Source organism: Dyella japonica A8 (assembly GCF_000725385.1).
GTDB classification, from domain to species: Bacteria; Pseudomonadota; Gammaproteobacteria; order Xanthomonadales; family Rhodanobacteraceae; genus Dyella; species Dyella japonica_C.
Genome location: NZ_CP008884.1, coordinates 3348711 through 3370593 on the forward strand (window position 1 = coordinate 3348711; position 21883 = coordinate 3370593).

Consider the following 21883-nt stretch of genomic DNA (forward strand, 5'->3'; position numbering starts at 1 on the left):
CAGAAGGCTTTTCGGGGTGCATCGGGAGAGCCCGTCGGGTGTAAGCCGCGGAAGATTACGCGGATATGCGCCCGATAGCTGGCTGGAAAATGAACGGAATTTCTCGCGTCAGCCAGCCAGGGGCGGCGCCTTGGGTGCGTTCCACCCCAGCGCGTTGTAGACCTCGTAACGCAGGATGCCCAGATACTCGTGCAGCGTGGCGTCCATCACGAAGAAATCCCACGAGTCTGGCGCCACTTCGCGGCGGGTATTGATCCAGTCGCCCGCCACCGGCTGCGGCACGATGCCGAAGTGCGCGAAGTACAGCAGCGAGCGGCGCAGGTGGATGGCCGACGTGACCAGCACGATATGCTGGGGCGCGTACGCGACCAGGATGGGGCGGGCGAACTGGGCGTTCTGCCACGTGCTCATGCTGAGGGACTCGAGCGACATGTCAGCCTCCGGAACGCCGAGCGAGCGCAGCGCCCTGCCGTAGACCACGGCCTCCGGCTCGCCGTGATCCTGCGAGTCGCCACCGCTGACCACTAGGTGGCATTCCTTGCCCGCCGCCTTGCAGGCGCGATACAGCTGGGCAGCGCGCAACAGACGGCCATCGACAAAGAACGACGGCTGCAATGCCTGGTCGCCCGCCACGGCAGTGCCAGCGCCAAGCATCACGATGGCGTTACGCGGCGCCCACGCAATGGCGGGGTCCACCTCATAGGCACCTTGCAAACTCCTCGTCAGCAGGCGTGGCAGCGCACCACAACCGATACCGAAGAACAGCAACACAGCCAACCCCAACACGATGCGGGCGATCTTTCGCCAACGCCGCCGATGCAGCCACGCGGCCAACAGCAGCAGCACGAGCAGGACGGTGAGCATCGGAATTCCCTGTTCCACGGAAAGGCATGGCATCTTAGGGCCTTACAACACAACGAGGCGATAGCTCACGGCCTTGTTGCGTTCCGACTGATGGACACGCCGTCAATCCGGTGGGCGGAAGACGGAGCAACCCAGGGACCCGGTTCATGGCCACACTCGTTTTTGTGCACGGCTGGAGCGTGACCAACACGTCCACCTATGGTGCCCTGCCCCGTCAACTCCAGGCGCAGGCAGCCGCCGCCGGCGTCGCGCTGAACGTGGCCGACATCTGGCTCTCGGAATATGTGAGCTTCGACGATGCGGTGACCATGCCCGACGTAGTGCGCGCCTTTGATCACGCGCTGCGCGACCTGCATCTGCAGGATGCGAGCTTCGCCTGCATCACCCACTCCACTGGCGGGCCGGTGGTACGCGAATGGCTGCGCGCGCAACGCGAGCGCCCAGGCGCCTTCAGCACCATCCGCCTCACCCACCTGATGATGCTGGCGCCCGCCAATTTCGGCTCAGCCCTCGCCCAACTGGGCAAGGGCGTGCTCGGCCAGTTGCGCGCCTGGGCAGGCGGCGTGGAGCCGGGGCAGCGCATTCTCGACTGGCTGGAACTGGGCAGTGCCGAGTCGCTGTCGCTCAACCTCGACCATATCCACGGCGACGACCCCGCTTGGCGCGGCCAGTTCCTGTTCGTGCTCACCGGCGACCGTCCGGACCGCTCGCTGTACGATCACCTCAACAGCTACACCGGCGAGGATGGTTCCGATGGCGTGGTGCGTATGGCGGCGGCGAACCTCAACGCACGCCATGCCGTGCTCGCACGGGAGGACGGCGGTGACGGCAGCACCCTCACGCTCAATGTCACGACGGCACCACGGACGGCCTTCAAGCTGATACCCGATGCCTCCCACTCCGGAGCCGAACAGGGCGTCATGGCATCGGCGCCGGCAGCCGCGGTGGATGCGCTGCTGCGTTGCATGCTGGTGCGCGACGACGCCGGCTACCAAGCGTTGTGCGATGCCTTCGAAAGCGAGAACGCGCAGCGCGACGCGCAGCGGGTCGAACTGGAACCCGTCGGGCCGTTCCCTTCACGCGTGCATATCCACGACCCCCGCAGCATGCTCATCGTCCGCCTAACCGACGAAGGCGGCGAACCCCTGACCGGGACGCGCTGGCTGCTCAAGGCGGGGACGCCCCCGAACCCCGACTGGATGCCCCAGGGTTTCATGCTCGATCGGCAGGCCAACAGCCGGCAACGCCACGTCGTCACGTTCTTCCTCAATCACGCGCTGCTGGCCGGCTCGCCCCGCATTCCCCACCCCGGGAACAATCGCCGCAACCTGCGTGCCGCGACGCGCAGCCATCGCCCCTACAGCGCCACCGTCGAACCGCGCGACCTGCACGGCCTGGTACATCACGCGATCGCCGCCACCGCCGCAAAGGATGATCTTTTCCAGATCGTCGCCCCACACCAGACCACCGTGCTGGACGTGGTCTTGCCCCGCCTGGTGCGCGAGGGCGTATTCCGGCTTACGCAAACGGCCGTGCCGGAAGATTTCAGCCACCCCGTGTTGGGCGCACCGATTCCCTGAGCATGGCACCCCTGGCCGAATGGGCTATGCGCCCAGCGGTGACATGGCGCTGACTCGCATGGCATAGTCGCAAGAACTTGCGCAGACGAAACAGCAAGGACGCAGCCAGACACGACTGGCCGCCCACAGGGAGCAAGCCATGAACAAACTCATTCTGCTGGCCGTACTGGCCGGCCTCGCCTGGTGGTATTTCGACTATAGCCACCGCCTGACCGAAACCCAGATCCGCGCCGCCTATGAGGCAGACACGGACGCCCTGCGCCGCTTCGATGCAGACAGCCTGTGCGCACGCATGGACGACGACTTTTCCGCCGAACAGACCTCACGGCAAGGCGACCACACCACCCAGCTGCACTACGACAAGCCCGGCCTGTGCGCCGAACTTCGAAAATCGGTGGATGCCATGCAGCGCCTGAGCGCAGCCACCGGAGGCCGCTTTGCCCTGGACATCCAGCAGGAGGTGAAGGCCATCGAACTGTCGACGGACCGCAAGCACGCCACCGTGCAGACCGTGTCCACCATCCGGCTGGGCGACATGACCCTGGCGCGCGATCGCACCACCGAGCACCTGATCCGCCGCAACGGGCACATCCTCAGTACGGGCGGTGAATCCCGGACCTGGGCCTATACGCCCCAATAACGGTTCGTCTTAACCCCGGCACGCCCCTTGCCCCGTTTCACCGGCATGCACAGGTCGATGAAGCCACCGTTCCATGCCCACACCCTCGCGGCCGTCTTCCGTCACCGCGCACGCTGACGCTTACCGTGGGGGCCGCTTTGCCTTAACCTCGCCGCCCATGGACGCCTCCGTGGATGATGACGCAACGCTCATGCTTGCCTATGCGCGAGGCAACACGGCTGCGTTCGACACGCTGTATGCGCGCCACCGGGGTGCGCTGTATCGATTCCTGCTGCGTACCGCGCGGGATCCGCAACTGGCCGAAGAGCTGTTCCAGGAAACCTGGAGCCGCGTCATCGCGTCGCGCACGCGCTATGCGCCGCAGGCGAAATTCACCACCTGGTTACTGCAGATCGCGCATAACCTGCTGATCGACCATCATCGCCGCAAGCGCCCTGTCGCCACCGGCGAAGAAGCGGAGCGCGTCTTCGAGCACACCGCTGCCCAGGAACACGAACAGCCCGAGCACGTGCTGTCCGACTTCGAACGCCGGCGCCGCCTGCAGATGGCCATCGAGCAACTGCCTGACGAGCAACGCACCGCCGTATTGCTGCGACTGGAAAACGACCTGAGCGTGGAGGAGATCGCCGAAGTCACCGGCGTCGGCCGCGAAACCGCCAAATCGCGACTGCGCTATGCCATGAACCGTTTACGCGAACAGCTGGCCGAATGAGCACGCACGACCACGACAACGACGCACTGCCGGGCGAGGACGAGCTCAAGGCGCTCTACCGCAGCTTGCCGCGCAAGGAGCCATCGCCCGAACTGGATCGCACGATCAAGCGCGCGGCAGCGGATGCCGTGCGCCCCGCGCATCGCCGCTCCGCGCCGCGCTGGCCCTTTGCCGCCGCCAGTGCGGCGATGGTCGTGGTGGCCGCGGGACTGGGCTGGCGCATGATGCAGCAACCGTCGAGCGTGCCGCAGGTACCGGTGGCGAGCAGCGTATCCGCCCGCAGCGCTCCGGCGGCTGCCCCGGTATCTGCAATGCCTGCTGCGCCACCGTCGACACCAGCCCTCGCGAACACGACTGCACCCATCACCCCCCTTGCCGCCAAATCGGCTCCGCAGGTGCCAGCGCTGCTGCCGTCCGGGCACGAGAACATCCGCTCGGCGGTGAAGCCGAAGGTCGTTTCGCCTGCGCCCGCCCCGGCTCCACCGCCAGCGATCGTGGAAGAGTCCACGGGCGCAATACCGGCTCCGCAGGAGAACATCGCGACAACGCCGGCTACGGTGCCTGCACCCGCTCCGCCGCCACCCGCACCACCGGCACCACCCGTGCAGGCACAGGCCGCACCCGCCGTCATCGCAGCGGCGCCGTACGCGAATACCGCCGATGCGGCATCGGCAGCCCCCGCGGCCGCCTTGCCCCTGCGGCAGGGTTATCGTGCCTCGGCCATGAAGTCGATGACGCCCGCCGCGCCCATGCAGCCAGCACCCATGCCCGCATCGGACGCCACCGCCCCGAATCCCTCGGATACGCCCGCGCAGGAGCTGGACAAGATCCGCCTGCTCTTCGCATGGCATCGCCACGACGAGGCCATGCAGCGCCTTGCCGCCTTCCAGAAAGCGCACCCGGACATGCCCCTGCCCGACGACTTGCGAGCACAACTGCCCGGCCATGAGTGACACGCTGTACACCCTTGCCGGCCGCTGCCAGCATGGCGAGGACATCAAGAAGAGCCGTTTTCTCGCGCTGGCCGCGCCCATCCAGAGCCCGGAACAGGCGCTGGCCTTCGTGCGCGAGGTCAGCGACCTGGCCGCCACGCACAATTGCTGGGCCTACCGCATCGGCCAGGACTATCGCTTCAACGACGATGGCGAACCCGGCGGCACCGCGGGGCGCCCCATCCTGCAGGCTATCGAAGGCCAGGGCATCGACAGCGCCGTAGTGGTGGTGACGCGCTGGTACGGCGGCATCAAGCTCGGCGCGGGCGGACTGGTGCGCGCCTACGGCGGCACGGCCGCGGAATGCCTGCGTCGCGCGGAGCGGATCCCCATCGTCGCCATGGCGCGACTGGCCGTGCACAGCAATTTCGCAGAACTGGCGCTGCTCAAGGCGCGCCTGCGTGAACTGGAGGCGGACATCACGCGCGAAACCTTCGGCACGGACGGCGTGGACCTGGAAATACAGCTGCCTGCCCACCGCGTGGCAGAGGCGCAGGCGCGTGTCGTCGATATCAGCCGGGGCCGCCACACCGCCAGGCTTCTGGATTGAATCACCGACAATCCGCCCCACCTACAGTAAGTTGCCCGGTCGCCGTCCAGCCGCACGAAACGGACGATGGATGCCGGTTCCGCCCCTTTTTTCGCGAGGCTCCATGAGCGACACCGCCACCACGCCACGCCCCTCCCGTCGCATTGGCGCCCTCACGCAGCTCTGGCCCTTCGTCAAGCCGCATCGCGGGCTGGCCCTGGGCTGGCTGGTGTTCCTCGGCATTTCCTCCAGCGCCACGTTGATCCTGCCGATGGCCGTGCGGCACATGATCGAGCAGGGCTTCGGCCACGCCAGCGCCAGCGCCATCAACACCACGTTCATCGGCTTGTTCGGCGTCGCCCTGGTGCTCGCATTCGCCACGGCTGCCCGCTATTACTGCATCACCCTGCTGGGTGAACGCGCGCTGGCGTCGTTGCGCTCGAAGCTCTATGCGCACGTGATCCGGCTGGACGTTGGCTTCTTCGAACGCAACCGCGTCGGCGAACTGATTTCGCGGCTAGGCACCGACACCGAAGTGATCCAGGCGCTGATCGGCTCGGGCATCTCCATCGCACTGCGCAGCGCCGTCATGCTGCTGGGCGCGACCGGACTGATGATCTGGACCAGCCCGCGCCTCGCCGGCCTTACCGCCCTGGTCATTCCCGCCGTGATGCTGCCCATCATCGTGTTCGGGCGTCGCGTGCAACGGCTTTCGCGGGCCAGCCAGGATCGCCTTGCCGATACCGCCGCCATCGCCAACGAGACACTCAATGCCGCGCCGGCCGTGAAGGCCTATGCGCGCGAAGACATCGAAAGCACGCGCTACGCCGCCGCCATTACCCGCGCGCTGGCCACGGCACGCAAGCGCATTGGCATGCGCGCGGCGCTCACCGCCACGGTGATCGTGCTGTTCTTTGGCGCCATCACGCTGGTGCTGTGGGCCGGCGCGCGCGACGTGCTCGCCGGCACGCTCAGCGCAGGCGTGCTCGGCCAGTTCGTGCTGTATGCGATCTTCGCCGCCGGCTCGCTGGCCGGCCTGTCGGAAGTCTGGGGCGATGTGCTGCGCGCCGCGGGCGCCATGGAGCGCATCAGCGAACTGTTCGAAGAGCGCGCCGACATCATCAGCCCCGCGACGCCCACTCCGCTGGCCAAGCCGGTCCAGGGTGAGCTCCGCTTCGAGAACCTGGGCTTCCACTATCCGACCCGGCCCGATGCGCCGGCGCTCTACGACTTCAACCTGGTCATCCGCCCCGGTGAAACGGTGGCGCTGGTCGGCCCGTCTGGCGCCGGCAAGAGCACGGTGTTTGCACTATTGCTGCGCTTCTACGATCCGCAGACCGGTCGCATCACGCTCGATGGCGTGGACCTGCGTGCGCTCACCCTGCCCGAGCTGCGCGGCGCCATTGCACTGGTGCCGCAGGAAACGGTGATCTTCGGCGGCAGCGCCGCCGACAACATCCGTTTCGGCCGACAGGATGCGGACGACGACGAAGTGCACGACGCTGCCCGCGCCGCCGAAGCGCACGAGTTCATCAGCGCCATGGCCAAGGCCTACGACGAGGAACTGGGCGAACGCGGCGTGCGCCTCTCTGGCGGCCAGCGTCAGCGCATTGCCATTGCACGGGCCATACTCCGCGACGCGCCATTGCTGCTGCTGGACGAGGCCACCTCCGCGCTCGATGCGCAATCGGAGGCCGCCATCCAGCAGGCGCTGGAGCGCCTGGAGAAAGGCCGCACCACGCTGGTCATCGCGCACCGCCTCGCCACCGTGCAACGCGCGGACCGCATCGTGGTGATGGATGGCGGCCGCATCGTGGCGCAGGGCACGCACCAGAGCCTGCTCGCCGAGGGTGGCCTCTATGCGGAGCTGGCCAGGCTGCAGTTCACCGCCTGAGCGGCCGCACAGGCCGCGACACGGCGCGCCGCGCGACTCAGGCGATCGACGCCAAGGCCCCGGCGAGCGCACGCACCTCGCGCTCGTCGGTGCGGATTTCACCACCGGCCATATCGGGCAAGCACGGATTCGACCAGCGCATGGCCGAGGAATGGCTGGCCTTGGCGGAGGCATGGAACTCCGTCGCATGAGTGTTCCGCGCGAGATCCACCACGTTCGCGGCGTTAATGCCCGCACCGGGCATCACCACGATGCGGCCGGCCGCCTGCGCGACCAGCTGCCGTATCACCATCGCACCGGCCGTCGCGGATACCCCGCCACCGGAAGTCAGCACTCGCTCTGCGCCCAGAGCCACCACGTCTTCCAGCGCCTGCGAAAGATCACGCGTCATGTCGAAGGCACGGTGGAAGGTCACGCCCATGCCACCGGCCGCTTCGAGCAGCGGCCGGCAACGAGGCACGTCGACCCGCCCGTCGGCGTCGAGCACGCCGAACACCACGCCATCGCAGCCCAGCGAAAGGCAGGTCTCGATGTCGCGCTGCATGGTTATCAGCTCGTCCTCGCCGTAAAGAAAATCGCCTGCGCGAGGGCGAATCAGCACGTACACGGGGATGCTCAACCGCTCGCGGACCTGGGCAATCAGCGCCGCCGACGGCGTCAGCCCACCCAACTCCAGACCGGTGCACAACTCGACGCGGTCCGCGCCACCCGCCTGGGCAGCCAGCGCGGAGGCAAGCGAATTGGCGGCAACTTCAAGCAGCCGTCCCGTCATCAGTAGACGCTCTTGGACGGCAGCAGGCCATCCTGCTTCTTCGCGTCGCACACGGCATAGGAGAAGCCCGGCTGGATCGCGAACGCACCCACCTCACCCGCACGATTCATCGCGAGGAAACCCACCTGCAGGTCCTTCGAGGCGGCGGGGCGGCGCTTGACGATGCGCATCACGGCTTCGTGGCAGGCCTCCTGCGGTGAACGTCCCTGGCGCATGAGTTCCACCACCAGGAAGCTGCCCACGTTGCGGATCACTTCCTCACCGACGCCGGTGGAGGTGGCGGCACCCACGTCGCCATCCACGTACAAGCCCGCGCCGATAATGGGGCTGTCGCCCACGCGGCCACGCAGCTTCCACGCCATGCCGCTGGTGGTGCAGGCACCCGCGAGGCGACCGTTGGCATCGATGGCGAGCATGCCGATGGTGTCGTGGTTGTCCTTGCCGCCCGGCATGCCGGTCTTGCCGTAGTCCTTCACTTCGCTGTTGGCGGTCGGCTGGTAGTGCGCCGTCTTCAGCCACTCCTTCCATGCCGCTTCGGATTCAGGCGTGAGCAGCTCTTCCTTCTTGAAGCCCTGCTCCAGCGCGAACTGCAGCGCGCCATCGCCCACCAGCAGGACATGCGGCGTGCGCTCCATGACGCGACGCGCCACCTGGATCGGGTGGGCGATGTGCTCAAGCGCCGCCACGGCGCCGCAGCTGCCGTCCGCATCCATGATGCTGGCGTCGAGCGATACGTGGCCATCGCGATCCGGATAGCCGGCGCGACCTACGCTGTGGTTCTTCAGGTCGGCCTCGGGAATCATCACGCCCGCTTCCACCGCATCCAGCGCGCGGCCGCCCTTGGACAACACGCCCCACGCCGCCTGGTTGGCGGCTACGCCAAAGTCCCAGGTCGACACGACGCGCGGCACCACGCCGCTTTTTTTTGCGCCGGTGGTGTCGGGCAGCGCTCGCGCGCCGCCGGCGAGCACCACGGCCGACGCCCCCAGCAATGATGTTTTCAGAAACTCTCTACGATCTGCCATCGTGCCTCACTCCCCATACAAAAGAAGCCCCGCGCCTTGCGACGCGGGGCTTCTTTCACATCGATGGCCGGCGCAAGCGCCGGCTCGCCGAAATCAACCAGCGATCTCGACGCCCGAAGCCTGGGCGCCCTTCGGCCCCGTGGTGACTTCGAACTTCACGCGCTGACCTTCCTGCAGGCTACGAAAGCCCTTGGCGTTGATCGCCGAAAAGTGGACGAACACGTCCTCCCCACCGTCCTCGGGCGCGATGAAGCCGAAACCCTTGGCGTCGTTGAACCACTTGACCGTACCGAAACGCATTGCGTGAACCTCTGAATCATGGACTGGATGCACCACGGTATAGCGCTGAACCACCTTGACCCCTTGGTCCGCCGCCCCTGGCACAGCGGAAGTATCAACATGTTTTATGGCAAAGCGCAATACGGCGGATGCCTAGAGGCATCCAAAACCCCACCGGTTGCTCAGCTTTTGAGCAAAACTTCGAGGATGCGCGGCACCTCGGCGGTGGCTGCCGCAAGGTGGGCGAAAATTTCCTCGATGCTGATTTCCGCCTCGTCGCCGCAGCCGGCGGCAAAATTCGCAACCAGCGCAAGGCAGGCGTAATCCAGCGCCAGCTCGCGGGCAAGCACGGCCTCTGGCATGCCGGTCATGCCGACCAGATCGCAGCCGTCGCGTTTCATGCGGGCAATCTCCGCACGGGTTTCCAGGCGCGGCCCCTGCGTGGCGCCATAGCAGCCGCCGTCGATGACGGCGATGCCCGCCGTGCCGGCAGCATTGATCAGCTCGCGCCTCAGCGACTCGGTGTAGGGCTCGCTGAAGTCGATGTGACGGACCTCGGCCCCTTCGACATCGCAAAAACTCGTGTAGCGCCCGTGGGTGTAGTCGATGATCTGATCGGGCACCACGATGACACGCGGCCCCATGTCGCCACGAATGCCGCCCACCGCGTTCACCCCGATCACCCGGCGCGCACCCAGCGAGTGCAAGGCCCACAGGTTGGCCCGGTAGTTCACCCGGTGCGGAGGCACGGTGTGGCTTTCGCCGTGGCGGGCGAGGAAGGCCACCTTGCGACCGGCGAAGTCACCGGTCACCACGTCGCCAGAAGCGGCGCCGAACGGCGTATCGATGGCGTGGCGCGAGGCGTTCGCGAGGCCGGGGAAGTTGTACAAGCCGCTGCCGCCGATGACGGCCAGGTCGATAGTCACGTTGCGTTCCTGTCTGAAATCAAATGTCGTGGACCGTGGCCGCCAGGCGTTCGGCGAAACCCTGCAGATGGCGACCCAGTGCCTCCCGCGTGCGTTCGTCGACCAGGCGGCCCTCGATGATCTTGGTGGGCGCCTGGAACACCAGCACGTCGCCTTGTGGCTCCGTGCGGGCACCCGCCCGGCGCAACACGAGGCGAAGCTGGTCCTGCGCGCGCACGGTGCCGGTGATGCCCGGACTCGCACCGACGATGCAGATCGTCTTGCCAGCCAGCGTGGCGGCCTTGCGGGCCTTGCCGGCGCGCGAGGCCCAGTCGATCGCGTTCTTCAGCACGCCGGTGATGCCACCGTTGTATTCGGGGCATGCGAACAACAAACCATCCGCCTGTTCGATGGCGTCCTTCAACGCGACGACGGGTGCCGGGTCGCCCTGCTCTTCCACGTCCTGGTTGAACAATGGCAGGTCATGCAGGCGATGGATGGCGATGCTCATCCCGGCCGGCGCGAGTTCCTGCGCCGCGTGCAGCAACGCGGTATTGAACGACGCCTGCCGCAGGCTGCCGGAAATCCCCAACACGTTCATAGGTCACTCCCGTCGCGTGACGTTCCGATGGATGCCACCCGCCTCACTTCAGCGCGTAGATGCCCGGCAGGTTGCGGCCCTGCTCGTGGTAATCCATGCCGAAACCGAACACATAGCGATCGGGCAGCTCCACGCCATTGAAGTCGGACGCAATGCCCTCCACCAGCCGGTCATGCTGCTTGGTGCAGAGGCTCGCCACCAGCACGCGGCGCGCACCACGGCGCAGGCAATCGTCGCGCACCGCCTTCAGCGTGTGGCCTTCGTCCAGGATGTCGTCCACCAGCAGCACGGTACGGCCCGCGAGGTCCACCGCTGGTTCGCGCAGCCAGTGCAGCTCGCTGCCCGAGGTGGCGCCGCGGTAGCGCGTGGCGTGCACGTAATCGAATTCGACGTCCGTGCGGATGGCCAGCGCGAGGTGGCCGGCAAAGATCAGCGCGCCGTTCATGACGGTGAGGAACACGGCACGTTCGCCATCGAGCGCCGCGTCGATATCGCGCCCCATGTCGACGATGACCGACTCCAGTGACGCGCGGTCGAACAGCAGGTCGGCCTCGGCGAGTGCGGCGGCCAGCGAGGGGGAAGACGAAGTCATGCCGAATGGTTTCCTTCCGCGGCGTGCAGTGCCGCGATGCGCGCGATGAAGCGATCGCGCTGTGGGTTGTCGTTGAGGCCGTCCCAGGTGGAGGCCACGGCGCCGCGCAACGCGGCGATGCGCTCGGGCGCGGCGGCGCCCCGACCCTGCACGGCGGCGATGGCCTCGTCCACTACGTCGGGGAAGCAGGCGAGCACCAGGTCGCAACCGGCATCGAGATGCGCGTGCACGCGACCGGTCACGCCGCCGGCAGCGCCTGCCGCGGCCATGCTGATGTCGTCGCTGATCACGGCGCCACCAAAGCCCAGCTCGCTGCGCAGGATGTCCTTGATCCAGCGCGACGAGAAGCCGGCCGGCTGGGCGTCGACCTCGGGGTAGATCACATGCGCCACCATCACGGCCTCCGCATGCGCGGCCATCGCCTCGGTGAAGGGCACCAGGTCATCGCGGCGGATCACGTCGAGGGGGCGCGGATCGATCGCCGTGGCCTTGTGCGTATCCACCGCCACGGAACCATGCCCCGGGAAATGCTTGAGCACCGCCGCCATGCCGCCCAGGTGCATGCCGCGCACATAAGCCTGCGAAAGCTCGGCCGTCACCGCCGGATCGGCGTGGAATGCGCGCGGGCCGATGGCGGCATTGCCGCGCGCCAGGTCCACCACCGGCGCGAAACTGAAATCCACGCCACTGGCGCGCAGTTCGCTGGACATCACCCAGGCGTGCTCTTCGGCGAGACGGATGGCGTCCTCCGGGTCGCGATCGTAGACGGCGCCGATCGCGGACAGCGGCGGCAGACGGGTAAAGCCGTCACGGAAACGCTGGACGGGGCCACCCTCCTGGTCCACAGCGATAAGCATGCCCTCACCGCCGACGTCACGAATATCGTCGATCAGCGCCATCAGCTGGTCGCGCGAACTGAAATTGCGCGAAAACAGCACCACGCCCGACACGCCGGGCGCCTTCAGCCATGCATGCTCCGACGCCACCAGCGTCGTGCCGGCCAGTCCGATCATCAGCATGTCTGCGACTCCCCGGCGGCTTCGCGCTCTTCCTGCGTCCAGCGTGAATACGGATGGGCGATCAGGTTGACGTTGTAATAGCGGGCGAGATGACTGACCTCGCGCCCCAGCCAGACGGGACGCGGGAATGGCGCATCCGCGCGAGGCAACTCGACCTCGGCCACCACGAGGCCGGCGTTCTCGCCGAAGAACTCGTCGATCTCGAACAGCGTGCCGTCAACCACCACGTGATGGCGGATCTTCTCCACGATGCCGTCGCACAGGTCGGCCAGCATCTGCTCGGCGTCGCTTACCGGCACCGGATACTCGAACTCGGCACGCTCGATGCCGAGCTGCGCCGACTTGATGTTGAGCCAGGCCCGCTCGCCCGCGCGCCGCACCCGCACCGAGGCGCGCGCCGTGCCGTCATGCAGTGCCTGCGCGCTGACCAGATAACCCTGGGCCATGCGCTCGCTTTCGCTGGCGGCGTCGCGCCAGCCATCGCCGCCCAGGAGGAATTTGCGTTCGATCTCGATGGCCATGCTGCAACCGATGATTGGGGGATTATGTGACGGTGCGGTGAAGGTTCGCGGACGCTTCGGCGCCGGCTCAGCGCTCGAACAGTGCAATGGACTCCACGTGCGCCGTGTGGGGGAACATATCCATCACCCCGGCCGCGCTCAAGCGGAAGCCATGCTTCTGCACCAGGATGCCGGCGTCGCGCGCCAGCGAGCCCGGATGGCAGGACACGTAGACGATGCGGCGGGTTTCCTTGTGCGGCAGGTACTCCAGCACCTTGTCGGCGCCGGCACGCGGCGGATCGAGCAGCAGCTTGTCCCACGGTTGACGGGCCCAGTGCGCGTTGCGCTGGTCTTCAAACAGGTTCGCCACTTCAAAGCGCGCATGCGTGATGCCATTGCGGGCGGCGTTTTCGGCGGCGCGCTCGACCAGGCCATGCTCGCCCTCCACGCCCACCACCTCGGCCACGCGGCGACCGATGGGCAAGGTGAAGTTGCCAAGGCCGCAGAACAGGTCGAGTACGCGATCGGTGGGCTGGGGATCAAGCAGCTCCATCGCCCGCGCCATCATGCGGCGGTTCATACCTGCATTGACCTGCACGAAATCGAGCGGGCGGAACTCCAGCTCGACATCCTCGATGGCCGCATCGCCGCTCGGGATGCGGAACGCCAGGCGCGGCGCCTCCGGCCACAAGGGATGCACGCTGGTCACCCCGCCGGGCTGCAGATATATGGCAAAACCATGCTGCTTGCCGAACTCAACCAATGCCGCCTGGTCGCGCTCGCTGAGCGGCACCATGTGGCGGAACACCAAGGCAATGATGTCATCGCCCGCGGCGAACTCGATCTGCGGGATATCTGCCGCCGCGTCCATGCCGCCCACCAGCTCGGCAAGCAGGCCAATCTTGGGGCCCAGCGCAGGATGCACGACCTCGCACTGGGTGATGTCCGCCACGAAACGCGGGTTGCTTTCCTCGCGGAAGCCGACCAGCACACGCCCCTTCTTGGCCACCGAGCGCACCGAAAGACGTCCCTTGCGGCGATAGCCCCACGGCTCGTCGGTCAACGGCGGCAGCCAGGTGTCCGGCATCACCTTGCCGATGCGCTCGAAGTTGTCCTTCAGCACGCGCTGCTTCACCTCGATCTGCGATGCGGCGTCCAGATGCTGGAGCGAGCAGCCGCCACACTGGCCGAAGTGCCGGCAAAGCGGCTCCACGCGATGCGGCGAACGGGTAAGCAGCTCCACCACCTCGGCCTCGTCGTAGTGACGGTGGCGCTTGCGGATGCGCAGCTTGACCTCCTCGCCCAGCAGCGCACCGCTGACGAACACGGCCTTGCCGTCAATGCGCGCAACGCCTTTGCCGTCATGGCTGAGGTCGGTAATGGTGGCTTCGAATTCTTTCATCGTGGGAACTGTCTTCCAGAAACGCGCACGCCCGGATCAGCGGGACCCGGGCGCGGTGATCGGGCTGGGAGCCGGCTCACGGGTCCGCATGACGCACGGGACCATGAAAGCCAGCTGCGGAGGGCGAACGGCTTACTTCTGCTTCCAGGCGCCCGAGGGATCCTGATAATACCAGCCCGGACTCGCCCGCTCGATCCACCCCTTGGCGAAGGTGGAGCGGATCTGCGGCTCCCACTCCGGGTGGTTGTTGGCGCTGGCCACTTCGCGATACAGGGCGTTGCGGTCCCGGTTCTCGTCGGCCACCGCGGCATTGATCGCCGAGCGCTGATCCAGCGGCACCTTGCCGGCGTCGCGCACCGCCACCAGGCCGTCCTGGGTGAAGCCGACCACGCCACTGTTGAACAGCGCGCCCAGCGTGTCGCGGAAACGCGCCTGCATGCGCCCGTGGATGGCATCCGTGGTCGCCGTCTGGATGCGCAGGTTCGGCACATCGGCCGCATAAGCAGCGGGAATCAGCAGGTCGAGCAACATCGCGGAGGGCTGCACGCCCTTCTTCGGCGGCGGCTCACTGCCCTTGGGCGCCGCCGCGGGCGCCGAGCTGTCCAGCACGGTGCCGATGAACTGGTCGGCCGCCTTCTGGGCCGCCGCCTCGGGGAAGTACACGTTGATCGTGACGCACCCCACCAGCGCAACCAGCAGCATGGTCAGCAATCCATAGACGAGCTTGCGCATGTTCGACTCCTTCGGGGAATGGGGTGAGGCCGGGGCATCCTGATCCACTCAGAACGCCCTAGTGGACTTCCGGTCCGTTGCTTTCGATGGCCGCCTTCAGCCGGCGGACGAGGGTTGGCCAGTCGACCTGCGTCTGGTGGCCGATGACCTGCAGGCGCGGCAATCCGCTGCCTTCGACGATAGTGTAGCCGTCAGCATCGCTGTCCAGGCCACCCATGTGACACACGGAGGCCTGTAGCGTGCAATTGAGTCCGATGCGCTTGTAACCGAATGTCTTGAACAACTTGAGAACGGCACCCTGCAAGCCCGCCGCCACGCCGCCACCACCCACTGCCGTGAGGTTGTTCACCGCACGCTGACTGATGCGCCCGCCACCACCCGCGAGCAAGTTGGCCTTGAACGCCACGGGGTTCCAGTTCACCAGGCGCAACTCGTCGATGGAGCCATCCATGCGGCCGGTGATGCTGCCGAAGTCGAACACGCTGGTCATGGCACCAAGATCCAGCTGGCGCAGCTGCACATCACCCGTCATCACGGGGCTGGGGCCGAACGGACCCTGCACGCTCAGGCGGGTGATGTCGACGAAACCGTCGAACACGTTGATCGACAGGCCGCCCTGCAACTCGAAGCGGTCATCGACCCAACGAAGCGACGGAATGGCACCACCCAGCGTGCCGGGAAACTCCGGCCACCCAATGGCGCGCGAGAACGCCGCCATGTCGATACCCGCGAAAGCTAGGGAGGTTTCCAGGCGGCGTCCCTTGGATGCGGCCGGACGCCACTCGAACTCGCCCACGTGCACGCGGCCATTCAGTAGCGGAATGTCGACCGCGCGCTGCAGGCCCAGGGCGCCACCCCGGCTTTGCCAGCGCATCTGCGTCGGGCCATGCACCATGCGGTACATCTGCAGACCCTGCCAGGCCAGCGTGGTGGCCGGGCGCTCGGCGGTAGCACTCCAGTCAACCCCGCCACGCAAGCCGCGCACGCCCAGACGGCCTTCTCCATCGGCGAAGTCGAGTCCTTCGGTGTCGAAAGCAAAACTGCGCAGGCCTTCTCCGCCGAGATCCAGATTGCCGGCGAGCTGACCTTCGATGCGCATGTCGCGCAGGCCCAGCGTCGCCAGCCAGGCCTGCCCGTAACGCTGGTAGGCCGCCGGGAAGCGCGACTGAAAGCGATCGAGCCTGAGCTGCTGGAGATCCCCCTTGGCGTTGAACGCCATGGAGCCGTCCAGTTGCAGCGCATCGGCGTCCGCCACATGCAGGCGGCTGAAGTCGACCGCACCGTTGTGCGTGGCCGCGGACAGGCTCAGCTGCACCGGGTGATCAGGCAGGCGCGCAAAGATGGGACCAAGCAGCAATTCGCCGCCACGCAGGCTGGCATCCAGATCGATGCGCGACGGCGTGCTGGTGGTATCGACATTGAGCCGCCCGTTGCCATTGACCGACTGGCCCGCCAACGCGCCGCCCGGCGTATCGAACCCGCCGCCGCTCAAGGCGAATTGTCCGGACGCCTGCAAACCCTTGTCCTGCAGATCCAGCGCCATGTCCGCATCGAGCTTCCCGCCCGTGGGGCGTCCTGACCAGACCGTTCCTAGCAGGCCCTGCAGCCAACCGAGCGGCACACCCTTCAGGCTGATCTGGGCATGCGTGGGCTGATCCAGCGGAAGCGCCGTGCTGGCCTGGATGGCCCCTTGCGACAGGTCGATCTCCAGCGTGTTGGCGGCCGGGTCGATCACCATCGACACCTTGGCGTTGCTCAGTGCCCCACCCTGCGTACCGGCCAGCTGGGCTGCGCCGTCGAACAGCCAGCGCAGGTGGCTGTCACGTTGCAGCGAGCCCTGCAGGTTCACGCCGATCCGCTTCCAGCCCATCGCCGGCACATCGGCCCTGGCGGCCTTCAGGCTGAGCTTGAGGCCACCCTGCCCATCCTCGCCGATCTGCGACTGCACATCCTGCATCCGGAGCCCGGGCACGGTCACCGCCTTCGCCGCCAGCGCGACGTCCGCGCGCGCAGGCAGCGGCGCCCCCATCCACAACAGGACGACGAGAGTGAGCAGCAGGTAGCTTGATGTGGCACGCATGACGCGCCATTCTGCCAAAATCAGCTGAACGACATGGACTAGTCATGCAACACACGCCTTCCAACGCCCCTTCGGGCCACCGGGGTATGCCCGATGCCGTCCGCGCCCTGGTGGCGGACGACGACCCCAGCAGCCGCTTTTTCCTGGTGGAAGCCTTGCGCAGCCTGGGCCTGGATGCCCAGTCCTGTCCCGACGGCCCCTCCGCCATCACCCTGGCCAGGAAAGAGGCCTTCGACCTGCTCCTGCTGGATTGCCGCATGCCCGGCGCGGGCGCCGAAGAGGTGCTCACCGTGCTGCGCAACGATCCGGAGGCCCGCTCCACCGATTGCACCGCCGTTGCCACCAGCGCCGACATGGACCTGGCCGAGCGCCAGCGCCTGCTGTCCGTCGAGTTCAGCGAGGTGCTGCAGAAACCCTGCAGCCTGGCGGACCTGCGCCGCATTCTTGCCCTGGTGCAGGCCGGCACCACCGCCACGCCGCTGCTGGACGACGCGCTGGCCATCGCGACGATGGGCGACGCGGACGTCGTGAAGGCCATGCGCACGCTGCTCCGCGCGGAGTTGGCCAGCCTTTATCAGGATCTCGATGCCCTGGCCGACGACGCGACAGCACTGGGCGAACGCCTGCATCGCCTGCGCTCTTCCTGCGGCTTCTGCGGCGCCGCTGCCCTGGGCGCGCAGGCAACGGTGTTGCAGCGACACCTGAAGCTGGGGCACCCGGGGTCGCTCGCGCCACTCTCCCGCTTCAGGCGCGCCCTGCTGGCCACCATCGAGGCGCTGGCGGTCGAGGACATCACCTGAAACACCCGCTCGCGTCAGCGACGGGACATCGCCGCGCCGAGCACATGCCACGCGCGCAGCTCGCCACCGCCCAGGTGAAAGCGGATCACCTCACGCATCATCACCCGCAGGGCTGACAAGCCGGCGGCATCGGGCATGTCATCGGCCGCCAGCGCCAGCAGGTCGGCGCCGCGCAGTGCATGCGCCGTGCCGGGGCGGCATGGCGACGGCCCCTGCTCCACCACGTAGCGATAAAACTTCGCGGGCTCCACCGGCTCGCCCGATTCAGCCTCGAACTCCAGTTGGAGTGCATAGCCGACAGCCTCCAGCAGATCCCGCTCGAAGCGCCGCAGGCTCCAGGCCAGCGGCTCGCCGGCAGCCAGCCGCGGCAGGGTGCGTGCGTAGGCGTCGAACAGCTCGGGCAGCGGATCCTGGCGCCCCGTCAGCCGCACCGACAGCTCATTGAGGTAGAGCCCGGCGAGCCCGGCATCACCGACCAGTCGCAGCGGCGCATCGACACCTTCGGCCGACACCAGGGTCGCCAGCTCCCCCCGCTGCAGCAGATCGAGCGACAACCGCTGGAAGGGCTCCAGCTGCGCGCGCTGCACGCGGGCGCGTTCGCGCCGGACACCACGCGCAACCACGCCGAGCCGCCCATGGTCCCGTGTCAGGCATTCGAGCAGCAGGGACGTTTCGCGGTAGGGACGCGAATGCAGGACATAGGCCGGCTGCTGTTCAATACGCATGGCGTGGGCGACAGGCCTGGGTCATCCCGGATGACAGGAAGGATCGCTGCCCGGCGCTCCGCGGCAACGCGATCCATGAAGGACGCGTCGCAACGGATCGCCGCGCAAGGGCAGCATCAGTCGGTGTAACCGAACTTCTTCAGCATGGTTTCGTCGTCGACCCAGCCTTCGCGCACCTTCACCCACAGACGCAGGAACACCTTGCGCTCGAAAGCGCGTTCCATGTGGCGGCGGGCCGCCGTACCGATGGCCTTGAGCTGGGCACCGCCATTGCCGATCACGATGGCCTTCTGGCCATCACGCTCGACCCAGATCACCGCGTGAATTTCGGCGACGCCGTCCTCACGGTCCTTGAACTGCTCGATCTCCACGGTGGTGGCGTACGGCAGCTCCTGGTCCAGGCGCAGCATGAGCTGCTCGCGCACCATCTCGGCGGCAAGGAAGCGCTCGCTGCGATCCGTGATCTCGTCTTCGCCGAACACCGGCGGTTGCACCGGCAGGCGCTTGAGGATGCCGGCCTCCAGATCCTTCAGGCCTTTTTCCTTCAGCGCGCTCACGTAATAGACGTCGTCGAAGCTATGCCGCGTCATCAGCTCCGCCACGAACGGGAGCATGGTCGCCTTCTCCTTGGCCAGGTCGACCTTGTTGATCACCAGCAGTCGCGGCACCTTCTGTTCGACCAGCGCGTCGTAGAGCGCCTCGTCCTCGTCCGTCCAGCGACCGGCCTCGATCACCTGGACGACCAGATCGACCTCGCTGATCGCGGACCGGGCGGCACGATTCAGGCTGCGGTTCATGGCGCGCTTGGCGCCCCGGTGCAGGCCCGGGGTATCGACATACATGATCTGCCCCGCCTCACTGGTCGCAATGCCCAGGATGCGATGACGCGTGGTCTGGGGGCGCGGGCTGACGATGGACAGGCGAAAGCCGATCAGCGCGTTGAGCAAGGTCGACTTGCCTACGTTGGGACGGCCGGCAAGCGCCACCGTGCCGCAGCGGAAGTCGTCGTGGGGAAGTTCGGCCGGGGTGCCGAGATCGATTTCGTCGTTCATGAGTTCAGTTCCTGCAGTCGACGCAACACGGTTTCGGCGGCGTCCTGTTCGGCGGCGCGGCGACTGGTGCCGCGCCCCTCGGCGCGAACTTGCGCCGGTTCGTTGATTTCGCAGGACACGTCGAAAGTCTTGGCGTGGTCTTCGCCATGGCTGTCGATCAGATCGTACTGCGGCAGGGGCCAGCCGCGCGCCTGCAGAAGCTCCTGCAGGCGGGTCTTGGCATCCTTGGAAGATCGTGGAATGGCGGCCACGAGCGGCTCGAACAGCGAGCGCACCACGGCTCGGCACGCATCGAAGCCGGCATCGAGATAAACCGCCGCCACCAGCGCCTCGAAAGCGTCCGCGAGAATGGAGTCGCGCCGGAAGCCCCCGCTCTTCAGCTCGCCGGAACCGAGCTTGAGCTCGTCGCCAAGCTCCAGCTCGCGGGCAAGAACGGCCAGCGCCTGGCCGTTCACCAGCTGCGCGCGAAGCCGGGACATCTCCCCTTCGCTGGCGTTGGGATGCGCCTCGTACAGCAGCTCGGCCACCACGACGCCCAGCAGGGCGTCGCCCAGGAATTCCATCCGCTCATTGTTCGGCCGACCGGCGCTGCGATGGGTCAGCGCCAGTTGTGCCAGGGAAGGATCGCTAAATCGATAGGCGAGCTTGGTCAAATCGGGGGCCTGTACTTGCTGTGCTTAGCCTTCAGCGGCACCCTGGATGACCACACTCTTCTCGAAGTGCACCAGGAAGTCGATGTTGTACATGAAGGGAATGCGCTTGTCGTAGGACACGCTCAGCTCGGCGGCATTGCCGCTGCGCTTGATGGCGATGTCCGCCGGCGTAATGGTGTCGTCACTCACATACTGGAAATCGAGCTTCTTGATCAGATCCTTGCGAACCTGATCCGGCGATTTGCCGGCGCCGTCGGTCACCATCTGCTCCATGGCCTTGGTGACGCCCATGTATTCGGTATAGGCCGGCACCAGCTTCATCGCCATGAAGCCAAAAAAGCCCACCACCATGAGCACGATGAGAAACCCCACCAGGGTGATGCCCGTCTGCTTCGATTTCATAGTCCCCTCGCTACCCGCCTCGCGGCGACATCCGGCTGACTGGCACTGCGCCACCGAGACGCTCCGGCAGCGGCTTGGCATACGCATTGTCGCGCCAAGCCGCCGTGAACGTCACCGGGTGCACGCCCATGGACGTCACGGTTTTAATGAATGACGGTGCCCATGCGATGGATCGCCACGCCCGAACCGGTCCAGCTCAGCCAGATCAGGAAGGCCTTGCCCGCCAGATTCTGTTCCGGCAGGCAGCCCCACCAGCGGCTGTCCGTGCTGTTGTAACGGTTGTCGCCCATGGCCAGGTAGCAACCCTGCGGCACCACCAGCGGCACATGCGGATTGGGCAGCGGCGGCGGCACGGCGTAGTTGGGCATGCGTGCCGTGAGATGGTTGACCACGCCACCCTCGCCGTTCGGCAAGTGCTCGTTCCACACCGTGGCGCCCATTTCCAGCATCAGACGGGATTCGGCGCGCTTGGGATCGCCCTCGTAGGGCCCCACCAGATCGGCCGCGACCGGCTGCCCGTTCACGACGAGCTGATCACCATGCATTTCCACGCGGTCGCCGGGCAGGCCGATCACACGCTTGATCCAGTTCTGGCTGGGTACCGGCGCATGCGGATCGGCACAACTCTGGTCGCCACTGCGCACCAGCTTGCCGCCGTCCTCGCACAGATAGCCCGGGAAGCGGAACACCACCACGTCGCCGCGCTTGGGTTCGCCGAAGCTCACGAACTTGTTGTTGAAGGCCGGCATGCGCAGGCCATAGGCGAACTTGTTCACCAGGATGAAGTCGCCCACGTCCAGCGTCGGCATCATCGAACCGGACGGGATACGGAAGGGCTCGGCCACGAACGAGCGCAGCACCAGCACGACCAGCACCACCGGAAACAGCGAGCGGGCCCAGTCGACCACCACCGGTTCGTGCACTTCCTTGCTCGCCGCCTCGGCCTTGGCCTTGCGCTGCTTGTAGAAGAACAGGCGGTCCAGACCCCAGATCACGCCGAAGAGGACGGTGAGGCCAAGCAGAATCGCCGAGAAATCAAAATCCATTGAAAGCTCCTCAGGAGCAGGGAACGGGGGTGTTGCGCGAAAGCCATATCGAAGTTAAGGGCGACTGGACAGGCGCCCCCTTCCGCC

At 66.7% G+C, this 21883-nt stretch carries 24 protein-coding genes; 7 read left to right on the forward strand and 17 right to left on the reverse strand.

Going from position 1 to position 21883, the window contains the following annotated elements; all coding sequences use genetic code 11:
- Positions 1-108: 108 nt before the first annotated feature.
- A complete protein-coding gene (locus HY57_RS13990) occupies positions 109-864 on the reverse strand; it encodes a YdcF family protein (RefSeq protein WP_019465954.1) in 756 nt (251 codons plus the stop codon).
- A 146-nt stretch (positions 865-1010) separates the two neighbouring features.
- Here HY57_RS13990 and HY57_RS13995 point away from each other — a divergent pair, with 146 nt between their 5' ends.
- The 6 genes from HY57_RS13995 (at position 1011) to HY57_RS14020 (ending at position 7211) form a co-directional block, all read left to right on the forward strand.
- The gene (locus tag HY57_RS13995) at positions 1011-2444 is read left to right on the forward strand and encodes a hypothetical protein (protein ID WP_019465953.1); all 1434 of its coding nucleotides are present in this window, start codon (positions 1011-1013) and stop codon (positions 2442-2444) included.
- A 139-nt stretch (positions 2445-2583) separates the two neighbouring features.
- Positions 2584-3084 (forward strand): hypothetical protein, encoded by a 501-nt coding sequence (locus tag HY57_RS14000; protein ID WP_019465952.1) that lies wholly within the window; start codon positions 2584-2586, stop codon positions 3082-3084.
- A 157-nt stretch (positions 3085-3241) separates the two neighbouring features.
- Positions 3242-3796, forward strand: coding sequence for an RNA polymerase sigma factor (locus tag HY57_RS14005; protein WP_019465951.1), 555 nt, complete (start codon positions 3242-3244; stop codon positions 3794-3796).
- Positions 3793-4749, forward strand: coding sequence for a hypothetical protein (locus tag HY57_RS14010; RefSeq protein ID WP_019465950.1), 957 nt, complete (start codon positions 3793-3795; stop codon positions 4747-4749). Before HY57_RS14005 ends, HY57_RS14010 begins: the two co-directional genes overlap by 4 nt.
- Positions 4742-5338, forward strand: coding sequence for an IMPACT family protein (locus HY57_RS14015; RefSeq protein ID WP_019465949.1), 597 nt, complete (start codon positions 4742-4744; stop codon positions 5336-5338). Before HY57_RS14010 ends, HY57_RS14015 begins: the two co-directional genes overlap by 8 nt.
- A gap of 103 nt (positions 5339-5441) precedes the next feature.
- Positions 5442-7211, forward strand: coding sequence for an ABC transporter transmembrane domain-containing protein (locus HY57_RS14020; RefSeq protein WP_019465948.1), 1770 nt, complete (start codon positions 5442-5444; stop codon positions 7209-7211).
- Positions 7212-7248: 37 nt separating this feature from the next.
- Here the strand turns inward: HY57_RS14020 and HY57_RS14025 are convergent, their stop codons facing one another.
- The 11 genes from HY57_RS14025 to HY57_RS14075 all read right to left on the reverse strand — a co-directional run bounded on the left by HY57_RS14025 (position 7249) and on the right by HY57_RS14075 (position 17118).
- Positions 7249-7983, reverse strand: a complete 735-nt coding sequence (locus HY57_RS14025; RefSeq protein ID WP_019465947.1) for a copper homeostasis protein CutC — start codon at positions 7981-7983, stop codon at positions 7249-7251.
- Positions 7983-9008, reverse strand: a complete 1026-nt coding sequence (locus tag HY57_RS14030) for a N(4)-(beta-N-acetylglucosaminyl)-L-asparaginase (protein WP_026034043.1) — start codon at positions 9006-9008, stop codon at positions 7983-7985. The genes HY57_RS14025 and HY57_RS14030 overlap by 1 nt, the downstream gene beginning before the upstream one ends.
- A gap of 93 nt (positions 9009-9101) precedes the next feature.
- Positions 9102-9308 carry a cold-shock protein gene (locus HY57_RS14035; RefSeq protein ID WP_019465945.1) on the reverse strand — a complete coding sequence of 69 codons (207 nt, stop codon included), beginning with the start codon at positions 9306-9308 and terminating at the stop codon, positions 9102-9104.
- A gap of 161 nt (positions 9309-9469) precedes the next feature.
- Positions 9470-10213, reverse strand: coding sequence for an S-methyl-5'-thioinosine phosphorylase (locus HY57_RS14040; RefSeq protein ID WP_019465944.1), 744 nt, complete (start codon positions 10211-10213; stop codon positions 9470-9472).
- Between the two features lie 19 nt (positions 10214-10232).
- A complete protein-coding gene (locus HY57_RS14045) occupies positions 10233-10793 on the reverse strand; it encodes an NADPH-dependent FMN reductase (RefSeq protein ID WP_019465943.1) in 561 nt (186 codons plus the stop codon).
- Between the two features lie 43 nt (positions 10794-10836).
- Complete coding sequence (locus HY57_RS14050) at positions 10837-11385, reverse strand: hypoxanthine-guanine phosphoribosyltransferase (RefSeq protein WP_019465942.1); 549 nt, start codon at positions 11383-11385, stop codon at positions 10837-10839.
- A complete protein-coding gene (gene nagZ, locus HY57_RS14055; RefSeq protein ID WP_019465941.1) occupies positions 11382-12404 on the reverse strand; it encodes a beta-N-acetylhexosaminidase in 1023 nt (340 codons plus the stop codon). Before nagZ ends, HY57_RS14050 begins: the two co-directional genes overlap by 4 nt.
- Complete coding sequence (locus HY57_RS14060) at positions 12398-12925, reverse strand: CYTH domain-containing protein (RefSeq protein ID WP_019465940.1); 528 nt, start codon at positions 12923-12925, stop codon at positions 12398-12400. The genes nagZ and HY57_RS14060 overlap by 7 nt, the downstream gene beginning before the upstream one ends.
- A gap of 67 nt (positions 12926-12992) precedes the next feature.
- On the reverse strand, positions 12993-14306 hold the full coding sequence (gene rlmD, locus HY57_RS14065) for a 23S rRNA (uracil(1939)-C(5))-methyltransferase RlmD (protein ID WP_019465939.1): 1314 nt from the start codon (positions 14304-14306) through the stop codon (positions 12993-12995).
- Positions 14307-14438: 132 nt separating this feature from the next.
- Positions 14439-15038, reverse strand: a complete 600-nt coding sequence (locus tag HY57_RS14070) for a YdbL family protein (protein WP_019465938.1) — start codon at positions 15036-15038, stop codon at positions 14439-14441.
- Positions 15039-15096: 58 nt separating this feature from the next.
- Positions 15097-17118, reverse strand: coding sequence for a hypothetical protein (locus HY57_RS14075; RefSeq protein ID WP_019465937.1), 2022 nt, complete (start codon positions 17116-17118; stop codon positions 15097-15099).
- 44 nt (positions 17119-17162) lie between these two features.
- Here HY57_RS14075 and HY57_RS14080 point away from each other — a divergent pair, with 44 nt between their 5' ends.
- Complete coding sequence (locus HY57_RS14080; protein WP_100218236.1) at positions 17163-17918, forward strand: response regulator; 756 nt, start codon at positions 17163-17165, stop codon at positions 17916-17918.
- Positions 17919-17932: 14 nt separating this feature from the next.
- Here HY57_RS14080 and recO read toward each other — a convergent pair whose 3' ends face one another.
- The 5 genes from recO to lepB form a co-directional block, all read right to left on the reverse strand.
- A complete protein-coding gene (gene recO / locus HY57_RS14085; RefSeq protein ID WP_019465935.1) occupies positions 17933-18643 on the reverse strand; it encodes a DNA repair protein RecO in 711 nt (236 codons plus the stop codon).
- Between the two features lie 116 nt (positions 18644-18759).
- The gene (gene era, locus HY57_RS14090) at positions 18760-19695 is read right to left on the reverse strand and encodes a GTPase Era (protein ID WP_019465934.1); all 936 of its coding nucleotides are present in this window, start codon (positions 19693-19695) and stop codon (positions 18760-18762) included.
- On the reverse strand, positions 19692-20348 hold the full coding sequence (gene rnc, locus HY57_RS14095) for a ribonuclease III (RefSeq protein ID WP_019465933.1): 657 nt from the start codon (positions 20346-20348) through the stop codon (positions 19692-19694). The genes era and rnc overlap by 4 nt, the downstream gene beginning before the upstream one ends.
- A gap of 24 nt (positions 20349-20372) precedes the next feature.
- Entirely contained in the window at positions 20373-20750 is a 378-nt protein-coding gene (locus HY57_RS14100) for a DUF4845 domain-containing protein (protein WP_019465932.1), read from the reverse strand.
- A gap of 143 nt (positions 20751-20893) precedes the next feature.
- Positions 20894-21796, reverse strand: a complete 903-nt coding sequence (lepB, locus tag HY57_RS14105) for a signal peptidase I (RefSeq protein ID WP_019465931.1) — start codon at positions 21794-21796, stop codon at positions 20894-20896.
- Positions 21797-21883 lie beyond the last annotated feature (87 nt).

Excerpts from the sequence above, each read along its gene's own strand:
- HY57_RS13990 (WP_019465954.1), bottom strand. The coding sequence starts at position 864 with ATGCTCACCGTCCTGCTCGTGCTGCTGCTGTTGGCCGCGTGGCTGCAT.
- HY57_RS14025 (WP_019465947.1), bottom strand. The coding sequence starts at position 7,983 with ATGACGGGACGGCTGCTTGAAGTTGCCGCCAATTCGCTTGCCTCCGCG.
- recO (WP_019465935.1), bottom strand. The coding sequence starts at position 18,643 with ATGCGTATTGAACAGCAGCCGGCCTATGTCCTGCATTCGCGTCCCTAC.
- HY57_RS14060 (WP_019465940.1), bottom strand. The coding sequence starts at position 12,925 with ATGGCCATCGAGATCGAACGCAAATTCCTCCTGGGCGGCGATGGCTGG.
- HY57_RS14000 (WP_019465952.1), top strand. The coding sequence starts at position 2,584 with ATGAACAAACTCATTCTGCTGGCCGTACTGGCCGGCCTCGCCTGGTGG.
- HY57_RS13995 (WP_019465953.1), top strand. The coding sequence starts at position 1,011 with ATGGCCACACTCGTTTTTGTGCACGGCTGGAGCGTGACCAACACGTCC.
- HY57_RS14050 (WP_019465942.1), bottom strand. The coding sequence starts at position 11,385 with ATGACTTCGTCTTCCCCCTCGCTGGCCGCCGCACTCGCCGAGGCCGAC.
- HY57_RS14080 (WP_100218236.1), top strand. The coding sequence starts at position 17,163 with ATGCAACACACGCCTTCCAACGCCCCTTCGGGCCACCGGGGTATGCCC.
- HY57_RS14015 (WP_019465949.1), top strand. The coding sequence starts at position 4,742 with ATGAGTGACACGCTGTACACCCTTGCCGGCCGCTGCCAGCATGGCGAG.
- nagZ (WP_019465941.1), bottom strand. The coding sequence starts at position 12,404 with ATGCTGATGATCGGACTGGCCGGCACGACGCTGGTGGCGTCGGAGCAT.
- HY57_RS14045 (WP_019465943.1), bottom strand. The coding sequence starts at position 10,793 with ATGAACGTGTTGGGGATTTCCGGCAGCCTGCGGCAGGCGTCGTTCAAT.
- HY57_RS14005 (WP_019465951.1), top strand. The coding sequence starts at position 3,242 with ATGGACGCCTCCGTGGATGATGACGCAACGCTCATGCTTGCCTATGCG.
- HY57_RS14070 (WP_019465938.1), bottom strand. The coding sequence starts at position 15,038 with ATGCGCAAGCTCGTCTATGGATTGCTGACCATGCTGCTGGTTGCGCTG.
- HY57_RS14035 (WP_019465945.1), bottom strand. The coding sequence starts at position 9,308 with ATGCGTTTCGGTACGGTCAAGTGGTTCAACGACGCCAAGGGTTTCGGC.
- HY57_RS14020 (WP_019465948.1), top strand. The coding sequence starts at position 5,442 with ATGAGCGACACCGCCACCACGCCACGCCCCTCCCGTCGCATTGGCGCC.
- HY57_RS14100 (WP_019465932.1), bottom strand. The coding sequence starts at position 20,750 with ATGAAATCGAAGCAGACGGGCATCACCCTGGTGGGGTTTCTCATCGTG.
- lepB (WP_019465931.1), bottom strand. The coding sequence starts at position 21,796 with ATGGATTTTGATTTCTCGGCGATTCTGCTTGGCCTCACCGTCCTCTTC.
- HY57_RS14075 (WP_019465937.1), bottom strand. The coding sequence starts at position 17,118 with ATGCGTGCCACATCAAGCTACCTGCTGCTCACTCTCGTCGTCCTGTTG.
- era (WP_019465934.1), bottom strand. The coding sequence starts at position 19,695 with ATGAACGACGAAATCGATCTCGGCACCCCGGCCGAACTTCCCCACGAC.
- HY57_RS14010 (WP_019465950.1), top strand. The coding sequence starts at position 3,793 with ATGAGCACGCACGACCACGACAACGACGCACTGCCGGGCGAGGACGAG.
- HY57_RS14030 (WP_026034043.1), bottom strand. The coding sequence starts at position 9,008 with ATGGCAGATCGTAGAGAGTTTCTGAAAACATCATTGCTGGGGGCGTCG.
- rlmD (WP_019465939.1), bottom strand. The coding sequence starts at position 14,306 with ATGAAAGAATTCGAAGCCACCATTACCGACCTCAGCCATGACGGCAAA.